This is a genomic window from Rhodoblastus sp. 17X3, from assembly GCF_030056575.1.
Classification (GTDB): domain Bacteria; phylum Pseudomonadota; class Alphaproteobacteria; order Rhizobiales; family Beijerinckiaceae; genus Rhodoblastus.
Window position 1 is genome coordinate 66970 of sequence record NZ_JASHHX010000001.1, and the last position, 14026, is coordinate 80995.

General features: G+C 64.7%; 11 protein-coding genes. 4 read left to right on the forward strand and 7 right to left on the reverse strand.

Going from position 1 to position 14026, the window contains the following annotated elements:
* Positions 1 to 82 precede the first annotated feature (82 nt).
* Entirely contained in the window at positions 83 to 1366 is a 1284-nt protein-coding gene (locus QM467_RS00290; protein WP_283364729.1) for an O-acetylhomoserine aminocarboxypropyltransferase, read from the forward strand.
* A gap of 6 nt (positions 1367 to 1372) precedes the next feature.
* Here the strand turns inward: QM467_RS00290 and cysE are convergent, their stop codons facing one another.
* From cysE to QM467_RS00310, 4 genes are all read right to left on the reverse strand, one after another.
* The gene (cysE, locus tag QM467_RS00295; protein ID WP_283364280.1) at positions 1373 to 2254 is read right to left on the reverse strand and encodes a serine O-acetyltransferase; all 882 of its coding nucleotides are present in this window, start codon (positions 2252 to 2254) and stop codon (positions 1373 to 1375) included.
* Between the two features lie 9 nt (positions 2255 to 2263).
* A complete protein-coding gene (locus QM467_RS00300) occupies positions 2264 to 2548 on the reverse strand; it encodes a hypothetical protein (RefSeq protein WP_283364281.1) in 285 nt (94 codons plus the stop codon).
* Positions 2549 to 2832: 284 nt separating this feature from the next.
* Positions 2833 to 4743: a family 2A encapsulin nanocompartment cargo protein cysteine desulfurase gene (locus QM467_RS00305; RefSeq protein ID WP_283364282.1), complete on the reverse strand. Its 1911-nt coding sequence runs from the start codon at positions 4741 to 4743 to the stop codon at positions 2833 to 2835.
* Between the two features lie 94 nt (positions 4744 to 4837).
* On the reverse strand, positions 4838 to 5785 hold the full coding sequence (locus tag QM467_RS00310) for a family 2A encapsulin nanocompartment shell protein (RefSeq protein ID WP_283364283.1): 948 nt from the start codon (positions 5783 to 5785) through the stop codon (positions 4838 to 4840).
* 349 nt (positions 5786 to 6134) lie between these two features.
* Between QM467_RS00310 and cysK the strand changes: the two genes are divergently transcribed.
* Together cysK and epsC are read left to right on the forward strand one after the other, a co-directional pair.
* Positions 6135 to 7112, forward strand: a complete 978-nt coding sequence (gene cysK, locus QM467_RS00315; RefSeq protein ID WP_283364284.1) for a cysteine synthase A — start codon at positions 6135 to 6137, stop codon at positions 7110 to 7112.
* Positions 7109 to 8050 (forward strand): serine O-acetyltransferase EpsC, encoded by a 942-nt coding sequence (gene epsC, locus QM467_RS00320; RefSeq protein ID WP_446737705.1) that lies wholly within the window; start codon positions 7109 to 7111, stop codon positions 8048 to 8050. The genes cysK and epsC overlap by 4 nt, the downstream gene beginning before the upstream one ends.
* Before the next feature lie 99 nt (positions 8051 to 8149).
* Here the strand turns inward: epsC and QM467_RS00325 are convergent, their stop codons facing one another.
* Both QM467_RS00325 and QM467_RS00330 read right to left on the reverse strand, forming a co-directional pair.
* Positions 8150 to 8950, reverse strand: coding sequence for a lytic murein transglycosylase (locus QM467_RS00325; RefSeq protein ID WP_446737706.1), 801 nt, complete (start codon positions 8948 to 8950; stop codon positions 8150 to 8152).
* 171 nt (positions 8951 to 9121) lie between these two features.
* Entirely contained in the window at positions 9122 to 9883 is a 762-nt protein-coding gene (locus tag QM467_RS00330) for a bestrophin-like domain (RefSeq protein WP_283364286.1), read from the reverse strand.
* A gap of 264 nt (positions 9884 to 10147) precedes the next feature.
* Between QM467_RS00330 and ppk2 the strand changes: the two genes are divergently transcribed.
* On the forward strand, positions 10148 to 11002 hold the full coding sequence (gene ppk2 / locus QM467_RS00335) for a polyphosphate kinase 2 (protein WP_283364287.1): 855 nt from the start codon (positions 10148 to 10150) through the stop codon (positions 11000 to 11002).
* Here ppk2 and QM467_RS00340 read toward each other — a convergent pair.
* Complete coding sequence (locus tag QM467_RS00340; RefSeq protein WP_283364288.1) at positions 10999 to 13998, reverse strand: L-glutamate gamma-semialdehyde dehydrogenase; 3000 nt, start codon at positions 13996 to 13998, stop codon at positions 10999 to 11001. The two genes, ppk2 and QM467_RS00340, sit on opposite strands and share 4 nt — an antisense overlap.
* Positions 13999 to 14026: the final 28 nt, after the last annotated feature.

Here is a 14026-nt window from a genome sequence, read left to right on the forward strand (position 1 = left end):
GTCGGGCGTCGATTCCGGTATCGTCTCCGCCAAGCGGCGGCAGGCGCCGAAGCCGCCGCTGGAAAATGTTTCTGAGGAGCCTGTGAAGGCGGATCGCGCCTTCGGTTTCGAGACGCGCGCCATTCACGCGGGCGCGGCGCCGGACCCGACCACCGGCGCGCGGATTACGCCAATCTACCAGACTGCCTCCTATGTGTTCGCGGATTCCGAACAGGCGGCCTCGCTCTTCAACATGCACAGCTTCGGCCATGTCTATAGCCGGCTGTCCAATCCGACGGTGGCGGCGCTGGAAGAACGCATCGCCAATCTCGAAGGCGGGCGAGCGGCGGTGGCGGCGGCATCGGGTCACGCCGCGCAATTCCTGACCTTTTTCACGCTGCTGGAGCCGGGCGACGAATTTGTCGCCTCGCGCAATCTCTATGGCGGCTCGCTCACGCAATTCGGTCTGAGCTTCAAGAAGCTCGGCTGGACCTGCTCTTTCGTCGATCCCAACGATCCGGATAATTTCCGCCGCGCCCTCACAGAGCGCACCAGGGCGATCTTCATCGAGAGCCTTGCCAATCCGGGCGGGATCATCGTGGATATCGAGGCGGTGGCGCATGTGGCTCATGAGGCGGGCATTCCGTTGATCGTGGACAATACGCTGGCGACGCCCTTCCTGTGCCGGCCGTTTGATTGGGGCGCTGATCTGATCTGCCATTCGACCACGAAATTCCTCGCCGGCCACGGCAATTCGCTGGGCGGCGCGCTGATCGAATCCGGCAGGTTCGACTGGGCCAAATCCGGCAAATTTCCATCGCTCGCCGGCCCCGAGCCGGCTTATCACGGCCTCAATTTCGTCGAGACTTTTGGCGATTTCGGCTTCACGACCAAGGCGCGGGCGGTCGCCTTGCGCGATTTCGGCCCCGCGCTGTCGCCAATGAACGCTTTCCTGACCCTGACCGGAATCGAGACCCTGCCGCTGCGCATGGAGCGCCATGTCGCCAACGCCAGGGCGGTGGCGGAATTTCTTGCGGCTCACCCCGCCGTGTCATGGGTGTCTTACGCGGGACTGCCGACCAGCCCCTACAGGGCGCTGGCGCAAAAATACCTGCCGCTCGGGCCGGGCGCGGTGTTCACCTTCGGAGTCAAGGGTGGCTATGAGGCGGGCTTGCGGGTGGTCGAGCGCGTAAACCTGTTCTCGCATCTCGCCAATATTGGCGACACGCGCAGCCTGATCCTGCACCCCGCCAGCACGACCCACCGGCAATTGACCGACGAGCAGCGTCTTGCCGCCGGCGCCGGGCCGGACGTGGTCCGCCTGTCGGTGGGGCTGGAAAGCACAGCCGACCTCATCGCCGATCTCGATCAGGCGCTGCGCGATTAGAACGGTTCAGATCTCGAAGGTGAACGAGTCGTAGGCAAGCTGACCGAGGACCTGGTCCATGTCGCGATAGGGCTCGCTCTTGCGCGAAATGCCGACGACTTTCGCGGGCGCGCCCGCGACGGTGGCGTAGGCCGGGACAGGACGCAGCACCACCGAACCGGCGGCGATGCGCGAAAACTCCCCGAGTTCGATATTGCCAAGAACTTTGGCCCCGGCGCCGATCATCGCCCCGCGTCGCACCTTGGGATGGCGGTCGCCCGAGTCCTTGCCGGTTCCGCCCAGCGTCACATTCTGCAGGATCGAGACGTCGTCGTCGATGACCGCTGTCGCGCCGACCACGAGGCCGGTGGCGTGATCGAGAAAGACGCCCTTGCCGATGCGCGCGGCGGGATGGATGTCGGTCTGGAAGACGTCCGACGAACGGCTCTGGAGATAGAGCGCGAAATCGCTCTGGCCATGGGCCCAGAGCCAATGGGCCAGGCGATGGGTCTGGATCGCGTGATAGCCCTTGAAATAGAGGAACGGCTCAATGAAGCGTTCGCAGGCGGGGTCGCGATCGATCACGGCGTTGATGTCTGCGCGGAAGGCGAGGGCGATGTCCGGATCATCGCGCAGGGCGCGGCCGAAGGCGGAGATGATCTGGGCGCCCGCGACGAGATCGCTGGCGAGACGGCTCGCGACGCGGTGGATCACGGCGTCTTCGAAACTGGCGCGGTCAATAACGGCGCGGCGCAGCAGCGCCGAAAGGGTAGGCTCGCGCTCATAGGCTTCCTCGGCCTCCTCGCGGAGCTTGCTCCACAGCGGGTCGTCATGCGCCGGCCCCCGCGAATCGAGTAGCGGCCGCCTGACGCTTTCGACGAGAATGAGATGGCGCGGCGCGGTGGACATCGCTTGCGCTCAATGGGCAGAGATGGCGCGGCCGCCTCTTGCCGCAACGACGGCGCCGCCGAAGGCCGTCAGATCGTCGATGGAGAGCCGCCCGAGCGCTCCGCGCGCCTTGAACAGCCGGCGCGCGGCGCGTTCGGCATATTCCGGCTCGTCGAACAGAACGCCTTCAAGCGGCAAAAAGGTCTGGTTCGAAGCGAAGAAGCGGAAGGCCTGATCGGCATGGTCGCGCGCGACGATGCCGGCGGTGCGTCCGGCGATCTGGATGACATAGGCGTGGGTCATGCGATTGATCATGCGCCTCTGTTGGCGCCGCTCCCTGGCGATTAGCTCCGACAGGAAATAAAATATATAGTCTATAATAATAGTCAATTATTATCCGGGGCAAACCCGCGCGTTTCGGCGCGGGAGATTTTTGCCCTTTGAGCTCTTCCACAATTTGGCTCTGACCGCGACTCATCGCGGTCAGAGATTCCCTCGCATAAGCCGGAGCGCGTCGAAAGACGCCCGTCTTTCGACGGGCTGTCGGGCGCAGTCGCGCCTAGCCAAGGCTCCCAGGTTCTCACCTGTGAGCCTTGGCATTAGTTGCGGCCCTGCAGCTTGAACAGCACGTCCACCAGCGCGTCGACATCCTCGCAGGTGTTGTAGAAGGCGAGCGAGGGGCGGACGGTCGCTTCGAGGCCGAAGCGGCGCAGGATTGGCTGGGCGCAATGATGGCCCGACCGCACGGCGATGCCTTCGGCGTCCAGCGCCTTGCCGATTTCCACCGTCTCCTTGCCCTCGATGACGAAGGACAGCACGCTGGCCTTTTCGCGCGCCGTGCCGATCAGCTTCAGGCGCGGGACCGCGAGCATTTTCGCGGTCGCATATTCCAGCAAGCCATGTTCATAGGCGGCGATATTGGCCATGCCGAGCGATTCGACATAATCGATCGCGGCGCCAAGGCCCACGGCGTCGGCGATATTGCCGGTGCCGGCTTCGAAGCGCTCCGGCGGCTCCTGGAACACGGTCTTCTCAAAAGTGACGTCGGCGATCATGTTGCCGCCGCCCTGCCAAGGCGGGGTCTGCGCCAGGACCGAATCGCGGCCGTAAACGGCGCCGATGCCGGTGGGGCCGAACACCTTGTGGCCGGAAAAGACATAGAAGTCGCAGCCGATCGCCTGCACGTCGATCGGCATGTGCGAGACCGCTTGCGCCCCGTCAATCAGCACGCAAATCCCATGCTGATGGGCCAGCGCCGTCATTTCCGCAACCGGCGTGACCGTGCCGAGCGCATTGGAGACCTGCGTGACCGCGACGATTTTCGTCTTCGGGCCGAGCAGCTTCTCATAGGCTTCGAGGATGATCTGGCCGCTGTCGTCCACCGGCGCGACGCGCAATTTCGCGCCGGTCTGGGCGCAGAGCTGCTGCCAGGGCACGATATTGGCGTGATGCTCCAGATGGCTGACGAGGATTTCGTCACCTTCCTTCACATTGGCGCGGCCCCAAGACTGGGCGACGAAATTGATGCCCTCGGTCGCGCCGCGCACGAAAATAATGTCGTGGACGGAGGGCGCGTTGAGGAAGCGGCGGGTTTTTTCGCGCGCGGCCTCATAGGCGTCGGTGGCCCGGGCCGCCAGCGCGTGCGCGGCCCGATGGATGTTGGAGTTCTCATGCTTGTAGAAATCCGAGATCCGCTCGATCACCGCCAGCGGCTTCTGCGTGGTCGCGGCGTTGTCGAGCCAGATCAGCTTTTTGCCGCCGTTGACGCGCTCCTGCAGGATCGGGAAGTCGCGCTTGATCGCTTCCGGATCGAGCGGGAAGCCAATGGCGCCGCGCGCGGGGGCGGCGAGCGGGCGCAGGTCGAGCTCCAAGAAATTATAGGTCGCCGCGGGCGCCGCAGGGGCAGCGGAAGGCGCTGTTGAAGCGGGGGCGCCCGGAGGCGCCGGTGGGACTGTCGGCGCGGCAAGCGCCTGCGGCAGGGAGAGCAGGGCCGATTCTTTCAGGAAATATGCGCCGTCCGCGCTGGAGGCCGCCGCCGCCGGATCATACGAATTGCCTCGATGCCCTGCCGGAACGAGCTGCGTCGTCTCGCCAAGATCGAAGGGAACGGATGAGCCGGCCGAGGCGCCGGGCAGCGGCGGTTCGCCGTAACCGGGCGGCAGAGAGGAAAGGCTCGGCGCCTGCGGCGCGACGAGATTGGGCGTTGGCGCGATGGACGGAATGGTCGTGGGGGGCAGGTCCGGCGGCCCGACCATCGGGTTCGCGGGCGTGTGGGGCGCAACGGAGGTGACGACATTGGGCGCTGGCGCGAATGCCGGACTCGGAGGAGCGATCGGAATGCCGGGGTCGGCGGCCGGCGTCAGGCTCTGATTCGGCGCGAGATGGAAGAAGGCGTTGGCCATTCGCGCGATGATCGAAAGGTCGGGAAACCCCGGCGCCGCGCCGGGCGCGACAGGTCTGTCCTGAATTGGGCTCGTGGAAGCTTCTGACGCGGTGAGGCCAAGCGGCATTGCGGCGGTCCTGCAATTGGTTTCGTCGCGGCCTCGGCGGCCGCGGATCCGGCAAGGAATCCGGCGGCGCGCGAGGGCGCCGCCGAACTGACGATCACACGTAGGTGAAGGGATATTCGTGGAACTTGCCGATCTCGACGTCTTCCAGCACGGCCAATGCGTCGTAGGTCAGCACGGCGGTCGAGCAATAGAGCGAGATCAGGTAGGAGGCGATGGCCTTGCGGTTGATGCCCATGAAGCGCACCGAAAGGCTCGGCGCGACTTCGCCCGGAATGCCCGGCTGGAACAGGCCGATCACGCCCTGGCGCTTCTCGCCGGTGCGCAGCAGCAGGATCTTGGTTTTGCCATTCTCGTCGATCGGCAGCTTGTCCGAAGGGACCAGCGGCACGCCGCGCCAGGTGATGAAGGGCGAGCCGAACAGGGTGACGGTTGGCGGCGGCACGCCGCGGCGCGTGCATTCGCGGCCGAAGGCGGCGATGGCGCGCGGGTGGGCCAGGAAGAACGCAGGATCTTTCCACACCTTGGTGAGCAACTCGTCGAGGTCGTCCGGCGTCGGGGCGCCGGTGCGCGTGCGGATGATCTGCGAGGGCGCGGTGTTGGCGATCAGGCCATAATCGGCGTTGTTGAGGATTTCATATTCCTGCTTCTCTTTCACCTTCTCGATCAGCAGGCGCAATTGTTCCTGAATTTGATCGTAGGGGTGGCTGTAGAGATCGGAAACGCGGGTCTGGACGTCGAGAACGGTGGTGACGGCGTTCAGCGAATATTCGCGCGGATGATCCTCGTAATCGACGAAGGTTTCCGGCAGATCGGCGTCGCGGTCGCGCGCCGGGCTGCACTGGACGTCGGCGTCGGTCAGGGCCTCGCCTTCCTTGACGCGGTTCAGGCGGTAGATGCCGGCCTCGACCGGCGTCCAGGGCAGGAAGGACACCAACCAACGTGGCGTGACGCCTGACCATTGCGCCCGCGTTTTGGTGGCGTTTGCGAGCTGCCTTGCGGCCGATTCGCTCAGTGTTCTACGAATTTCGGTATCGTCGGCCATATGACCCTCGTTGCATGCTCTATGAATAGAGAGGTATAGAATAATTTTCTTTATTAGGAGAAAATTATTCTATACTTTAAATTTATCTTACGATCTCTGATTAATACCTATTTCAGGCTGCGGCAAGAGCAAAACGACGCGGGAAAGAAATTCAGTAATATGTAAAAGATAGGAAAACCATGGAAAATATTCATTGCCGAAACCCGCGCGAAAAAAAATCGGCGGCAGGAACGGGGACCGCGTCGAGGCGGCCGGCTGGGCCAAGATTTCCGATTGCCTTTCCAATTAAATATACTAATTTTATAGACACATTATATAACTCGGCTCCGCGGGAGCGACGGAGGCAAACATGGCGCATTGGTTTGAAGACAATTCCCAGTCCATCGGGCATACCCCACTCGTTCGGCTGGATAGGGTGGTCGACCACGCCCCGGCGACCGTCCTGGCCAAGATCGAGGGCCGCAACCCGGCCTATTCGGTGAAATGCCGCATCGGCGCGGCCCTCATCTGGGACGCCGAGAAGAAGGGCCTGCTCGGCCACGGCAAGGAAATCATCGAGCCTACCAGCGGCAATACCGGCATCGCGCTGGCCTATGTCGCCGCCGCGCGCGGCATTCCGCTTACGCTGACCATGCCGGAAACGATGAGCCTTGAGCGCCGCAAGCTCCTGATCGCCTACGGCGCCAAGCTGATCCTGACGGAGGGCGCCAAGGGCATGTCCGGCGCCGTCGCGGAGGCCGAGCGCATCGCCGCCTCCGATCCCTCGCGCTATGTTCTGCTGCAACAGTTCAAGAACCCGGCCAACCCCGCGATCCACGAGACGACGACCGGCCCCGAAATCTGGGACGACACCGATGGCGCGGTCGATTTCTTCGTCTCGGGCGTCGGCACCGGCGGCACCATCACCGGCGTGTCGCGTTTCATCAAGCTGACCAAGGGAAAGCAAATACAGTCGGTCGCGGTCGAGCCAGAGGCGAGCCCGATTCTGACGCAAAAGCTCGCCGGCCAGCCGATCCAGCCCGGCCCCCACAAGATTCAGGGCATTGGCGCCGGCTTCATTCCGGACGTGCTCGATCTCTCGCTGATCGATTCGGTCGAGCGCGTCAGCAATGAGGAAGCTATCGTTTACGCGCGTCGCCTTGCGCGGGAAGAAGGCATTCTCTCCGGCATTTCCAGCGGCGCCGCCGTCGCCGCGGCCGCTCGTCTGGCGAAGAAGCCCGAGAACGCCCACAAGACCATCGTGGTGATTCTGCCGGATTCGGGCGAACGCTATCTCAGCTCCATCCTGTTCGAAGGCGTATTCGACGCCAAGGGACTCGCCGCTTGAACCTTCTCCAACGCGTCATCGAAAGCGAAGCCGACGGTCTCGGGATTCCGGGCCTCGTCGAGGCTTTGCGTGATCTGCGGACAGCATCGCAGAAACGGCGCTATCGCGGCGCGGCGCCGGAGCTTCCATCGCGCGAGGCGACCATCAGTCTTGTCGATGGCCTGACGGCGGCCCTCTACCCTCGCCATTTCGGGCCTTTCGGCCTGCGTGCGCGCGAGGTTGACGGCTTTGTCGAGCGCAAGCTCGCGGATAACCTGACCGCGCTGCGCCGCCAGGTTGAGCTGGAGTTGCGTCTTTCCGGCGAGAAGAACGGGCCGGACCACGCCGTCGCGCGGCGTGCGGGCGAGATCGTCGCCGCCTTCGCCGCGACGCTGCCGAAGGTCCGCGCCTTGCTCGATACGGATATCCGCGCCGCTTTTGAGGGCGATCCTTCCGCGAAAAGCATTGATGAAATCATCTTCTGCTTTCCCGGCGTCTTCGCCATCATCCGGCACCGGCTGGCCCACCAGATCTACCGCCTCGGCGTCCCCATGCTGGCGCGGATCGTCGCCGAAAGTGCTCATTCGCAGACCGGCATCGACATCCATCCCGGCGCGCAGATCGAGGAAGGCTTCTTCATCGATCACGGCACCGGCGTGGTCATCGGAGAAACCACGGTCATTGGCCGCAAGGTCAGGCTCTATCAGGCGGTGACTCTTGGGGCGAAACGCTTCGAGACTGATGGCGACGGCGCGCTGCTCAAGAATTACCCGCGTCATCCGATTGTCGAGGACAATGTCGTGATCTATGCCGGCGCCACCGTGCTTGGCCGCATCACCATCGGGCGCGGCTCTTCCATCGGCGGCAATGTCTGGCTCACCCACAGCGTGCCGCCCGACAGCAATGTCACCCAGGCCTTCGCCCGCGAGGAAAGCTTTCACGGCGGCGGCGGCATCTGAGGCCGGTTGGCAATAAAAAAAGCCCTCCCGAAAAAATTCCGGGAGGGCTTTTCATTTGGCATCCATCGCGCCGGCAGGCGCCGGGCGATATCGCGGACCTTAGTGGTCGCCGCCGTCGATCTTCGCGCCGATCTGGGCGATCGCCTGCTGGTAGACGCTCGCCGCGTTCCAGGCCTGGATGGCGGCGAAATTGGTCTGGCCCGGCTGATAGCCCGCGCCCGCGACCCAGCCATGGGCCTTGAGGTAATTCGCGGTCGACATCAGGGCGCCGCTGGAGGTGTCGAGATTGCCGACGCCATATTCCAGCACGGTCTTGGGCATGAACTGGGTCTGGCCGACTTCGCCATGCATCGAGCCGCGCGTGCTGGCCGAGAACGTGCCCCGGTCCACCAGCTTCAGGGCCGCATAGATCTGGTCCTTGAAGAATTCCGGCCGGCGGCAGTCATAGGCGAGCGTGGCGACGGCGGAGAGCATGTTTTGATTGCCGGAGATCGCGCCAAAGCCCGTCTCCATGCCCCAGATCGCGAGCAGCGGTCCCGGCGGGACGCCGTAACGCTGCTGGATCTGCGCGAACAGAGCCGCATTGGAATCCTTCAGCTTGCGGCCGCGCGACACGATGATCGAGCCGCCGCGTTTGGCGAGGAACTGGTCGAGCGACAGGTGGAAGCTCTTCATGCCGCGATCGGCGTTGATCGTCGGCTGGTTATAGGTGGTGGACATCAGGGCGGCGATGCCGGTCGGGCCGATCCCCTCCGCCTTGGCTTCCTGCGCGAAGGCCTGCTTCCAGGCGTCGAAACCCGCCGACGTGTTTCCGCATTGGGCGGCTGCGGCGGCGGCGGCGGTCAAGGCTAAGCCGGCGACGGTGGCGGCGAATATTCCGAATTTCCTGGCCTTCATCATGCAGGTTCCCTGGCTTGCGATCGCTTTTGCAATCGCACTTACAATCATTTTTGCGCGGCGCGACGTCAGCGGGCAACGCCGGCAGAACCATTTCGCGCCTGCGAATTGCGGCGCATATTGGCAAAATGTCGCCCGGGCGCCTAGCGCTAATACTCGGTCTTGAGCGCGCCGTCACGGGGCTTTGAGACTTTCCGCGACGGTGACGAGGTTGATCGGCAGGACCCGGATGAAGCCGCCGCGCGGGCTGTCGATTTCGGCGATCAGCAGGAAGGAAATCGAAATCGTCGCCGGGACGACCAGCAGGAGAAAGGCGTTGAAACGCTGGCCGCCGAAGCCGAGCAGGCCGCTGCAGGCGGAGGCGATGATTACCATCAATCCCCAGGCGGCGACCGGAATGCGGTTGCGCCAGGTGGCGAGGACATAGCCCTGCGCGTTGATTGCGTCATTTGCGCCGGCGACTGCCAACGCGACGATCGGCGTGGGTTGCGCCGACGCTGCGTCGCGGACAATGGACCAAACGTCGGCCTGTAGCTTGGCTGTATCCTGATCGATCCGGGCGAGCATGGCCGGATCTTGCACCGTATAGAAAGCGATGCGGCGATCGAGATAGGCCTTCAGATCGCCCTTCAGCGCGGTTGCGGCTGGCGCCGGCAGCAGGTCGGCGCGGGCGAATTCGGTCGCGATCGCATTGGCCTCGGATTCCTCCAGGCTCTTTCTCATGTCGTAACGATTGACCGACATGGCGAAGCTGAAGCCGACGATGAGACCGAGCAGCGTCAGCGACGCGCCCAGCACGGACTTGAATTCGTCCTGTTCCTCGCGCCGGAGCGGCCGCCAGATCCGCTGGCAGTAATAGCCGCCAAGAGCGATCAGCCAGAGGCCCGCCAGGGACAGGATGAAAAGGCCGAAGGGATTGTCGAGAAGCGGGGACATCGTTCCTCCGGGGCGGCCGGTTCGCGCGCGAGGTTGCGACGGACGAAAAGGGAATCGCCGTCAAGCATGATGGCGAGAGAGAAAAGCTTCGGCAACAGCGCCGCGGCAAGACTTTTTGTCGCGCGACGGCGCCACGCGGAATTTGCAAGCCTGTGCTATGCTGCGCGGTCGGAATTCGCCGCGCGTCACGACGGCGAAATGTGAGGGAATGAAGCGCAGGCTGCTCCGCGCGGGGGCGCGGAATGTCCTTGAGGAGGAGCTGAAATGGGCAAGAAAAACAAGAAGCGCGCCGATCGCGTCGCCGAGCAGCCTGCGGAGGCGACCAACGGCAAGCTGAAAAACAAGGCCTATGAAAAGGAGCTGGCGAAGCTTCACGTCGAGCTGGTGAAGCTGCAGCAATGGGTCGTCGCCAAGGGGCTGAAGGTCTGCATTGTCTTCGAAGGCCGGGACGGCGCCGGCAAGGGCGGTTGCATCAAGGCTATCTGCGAGCGCGTCAGCCCCCGCATCTTCCGCGTCGTCGCGCTGCCGGCGCCGACCGAGCGCCAGAAGACGCAAATGTATGTTCAGCGCTACATCGAGCATTTCCCCGCCGCGGGCGAGATCGCGATCTTCGACCGCTCCTGGTATAATCGCGCCGGGGTCGAGCGCGTGATGGGCTTCGCGAATGATGCGCAGGTCGAGCGCTTCCTCGAGCAAGCGCCAAGCTTCGAAAAGGCGATGGTGGAATCCGGCATCATCCTGTTGAAATATTGGCTTGAGGTCGGCGAGGAAGAGCAGGAGCGCCGTCTCGCGGCGCGCATCGACGATGGCCGCAAGATCTGGAAGCTGTCGCCGATGGATTTGAAGAGCTTCAGCAGATGGTATGATTATTCACGCGCTCGCGACGCCATGTTCTCCGCCACCGACTCATCCTGGGCGCCTTGGTATGTTCTGCGTTCGGACGACAAAAAGCGGGCGCGGCTGGATGTCATCTCGCATTTGCTCAGGCACATTCCCTATGAGGACCTGCCGCGCGAGAAGATCAAACTCCCCAAGCGCCAGGGCCGGGAGGGCTATGTCGAGCCGGATTATCCCTATAAATATGTGACGGAACAATCCTGGGGCGCCGGAAAGGCCTAATCGTCCAGCGCAAGCAGGCCGGCGTCGCCGCCAAGCGACGCCCGGTTCACGCTGAGCGCGGTTTCCCGGCAGAAGCGGCGGAGATAGTCGGGGCCGCCTGCCTTGGGGCCGGTTCCGCTGAGGCCGAAGCCGCCGAAGGGCTGGCTGCCCACCACGGCGCCGATCATGTTGCGATTGACATAGAGATTGCCCGCCGGCGCCTTGCGCTCGAGTTCCGCGATGCGGCGTTCGATGCGCGTGTGCAGACCAAGGGTCAGGCCAAAGCCGGAGGCGGCGATCTCGTCGATCAGTTCCGAAAATTGCTCCGCTCGCCAGGTCGTCACATGAAGCACGGGGCCGAAGATTTCGCGGGTCAGGTCGCGCGGATGGTCGATTTTGACGATATGCGGCGCGACGAAATTGCCAAGGACCGGGGCCGCGCCTGCGAAGAGAATGCGCCCTGCCGCCGCGCATTGCGCGATATAGCAATCGAGGCTGGCTTTGGCCTCGGCGTCAATTACCGGGCCGACATGGGTGGCGATGTTGCGCGGGTCGCCGACGCGCAATTCGCGCGCGGCGCCGATCAGCATTTTTATCGTGGGCTCCGCAATGTCCTCCTGCAGGCACAAAAGCCGCAAGGCCGAGCAGCGTTGGCCCGCCGAGCGGAAGGCCGAAGTCACCGCGTCGTCGATCACCTGTTCGAGCAGGCCGGTGGAATCGACGATCATGGCGTTGATCCCGCCGGTTTCGGCGATCAGCGGGACGATCGGCCCGCCCCGCGCCGCCAGCGCGCGCTGGATCGCCTGCGCCGTCTCGACGGAGCCGGTGAAAGCAACGCCCGCCGTATGTGGATCGGACACGAGCGCCGCGCCGAGGGCGCCGTCGCCCGGCGCGCAGACCAGCGCGCCGTCCGGAACGCCCGCCGACTTGAACAGTTCGACCGCCGCGACGGCGATGCGCGGCGTCTGTTCCGCCGGTTTGGCGACGGCGCAATTGCCCGCCGCCAGCGCCGCCGCGATCTGGCCGGAAAAGATCGCCAGCGGGAAATTCCACGGCGAGATGCAGACGAATACGCCGCGGCCGCGACGACTGAAGAGATTGTCTTCGCCGGTGACGCCGGGAAGGCGGGCTTCGGCGCAGAGTTTGCGCGCCTCGCTGGCGTAATAGCGGCAGAGGTCGGCGGTCTCCCGGACTTCCGCGACGGCGTCGTCCAAAGTCTTGCCGGCCTCTGCCTGCAACAGGGCGATCAATTTTCCGCGCCGCGCTTCGATGAGATCAGCCGCACGCAACAGGCTGTCAGCGCGCTGATCGGCGGACGTCGCCTCCCAGGCCGCGAATGCTTTTTCCGCCCGCTCGATAGCGGCGCCGGGGCCAAGCGCGCGCGGTTCGATCGCCGCCAGCGCCTTGCGATGCGGCTCGATCTCGGCCAGCAAGGCGGCGAGCGCGGCGGAATCGCCGAATTCGACGCCAATGGAATTCTTGCGCTCCGGCGCGAACAGATCATGCGGGGTCAGCAATTGGGCGTGGCGCGCGCGTCCCGAGGCGCGCAGGCGCTCAAGGGGGTCCGCGAGCAATTCCTCCTGCGGATAATCCGGCTCGGCGGCGCGGGCGACGAAGGAAGCGTTGGCGCCGTTCTCGATCAGGCGCCGCACCAGATAGGCGAGCAGCTCGCGATGCGGCCCGACCGGCGCATAGACCCGGCAGGCGACGCCCGAATGCGCCCGCAAGGCGTCGTGCAGCGCCTCGCCCATGCCATGCAGCCGCTGGAATTCATAATCCGTCCGCCCCTTGGCGCGGGTGACGACGGCGGCGGCGGTCAGGGCGTTATGCGTGGCGATCTGCGGATAGAGATGGGACGCGGCGAAGAGGCTTTCGGCGCAGGCGACAAAATTCAGATCGGTCATCGCCTTGCGGGTGAAGACGGGAAAATCCGCCAGCCCGCGCTCCTGCGCCCGCTTGATCTCGCTGTCCCAATAGGCGCCTTTGACCAGACGTACATTCATGCGCCGGCCAAGGCTTCGGGCGAGTTCCGCGACATGGTCGATCACCGCGCCGGCGCGTTTCTGATAGGCCTGGATGGCGAGCCCGAATCCCTCCCAGTCTCCGAGCGAAGGATCGGCGGCGACGCGGGCGATGATGTCGAGCGACAATTCCAGCCGGTCGGCCTCCTCGGCGTCGACGGTCAGGCCGATATTTTTCTGCCGGGACAGTTGCGCCAGCTCCAGCAGGCGGGGCGTCAGCTCGGCGCGGACGCGATCGGCGGAGATCGCCTCATATCGCGGGTGCAGGGCGGAGAGCTTGACCGAAATCCCGGGCCGTTGTGTGGGCGTCGCGCCTTCCTTCGTCCTGCCGATCGCGTCGATGGCGCGGTCATAGGCGTCGAAATGGGTTTCCGCGTCCAGCGCCGTGCGCGCGCCTTCGCCCAGCATGTCGAAGGAATGCAGGTCGCGCCGGCAACTTGGCGAGGCCGCCCGCGCCAACGCGGCTTCGATGGTTTCGCCGAACACGAAATGGCCGCCGAGCAGCCGCATCGCCTGCCGCGCGGCGCGGCGCAGCGCCGGGACGCCGAGCCGCCGCGCGAGGCCGGCGACGACGCGATGGGGCGAATCCTCCGCCTCGACGACGCGCGCTGAAAGACCCAGCGCGTAGGCGCTGGCCTGGACGAGCGGGGCGTGCGAAAGCGCGTGATGATGGTCGAAATCGCCGGCGGCCAGCTTGTCGGCGACGAGGAGGTCGGCGGTGGCGTTGTCCGGCGCGCGGACCAGCGCCTCGGCGAGCGCCATGATCGCGAGGCCCTCGTGCGACGAAAGCTTGAATTCCCGCAGGAAATCGTCGACGCCGCCGACGCCGGACGGCTTGGCGCGGATCGCGCGCAAAAGCTCCATTGCGAGCGCGCTTTCCGCTTCGCGCGCTTCAGGCCGCAGCGGCGCGGCGAGCCAGAGCGCGGCGAAGTCTTCGTCGGGCGGCGCGAAAGGCGCCAAAAAGGGTCTGGATGGAGCGAAGGGTTCGGATTTCATGCGCGCTGCCCGCAGCTGAACGGCGCCA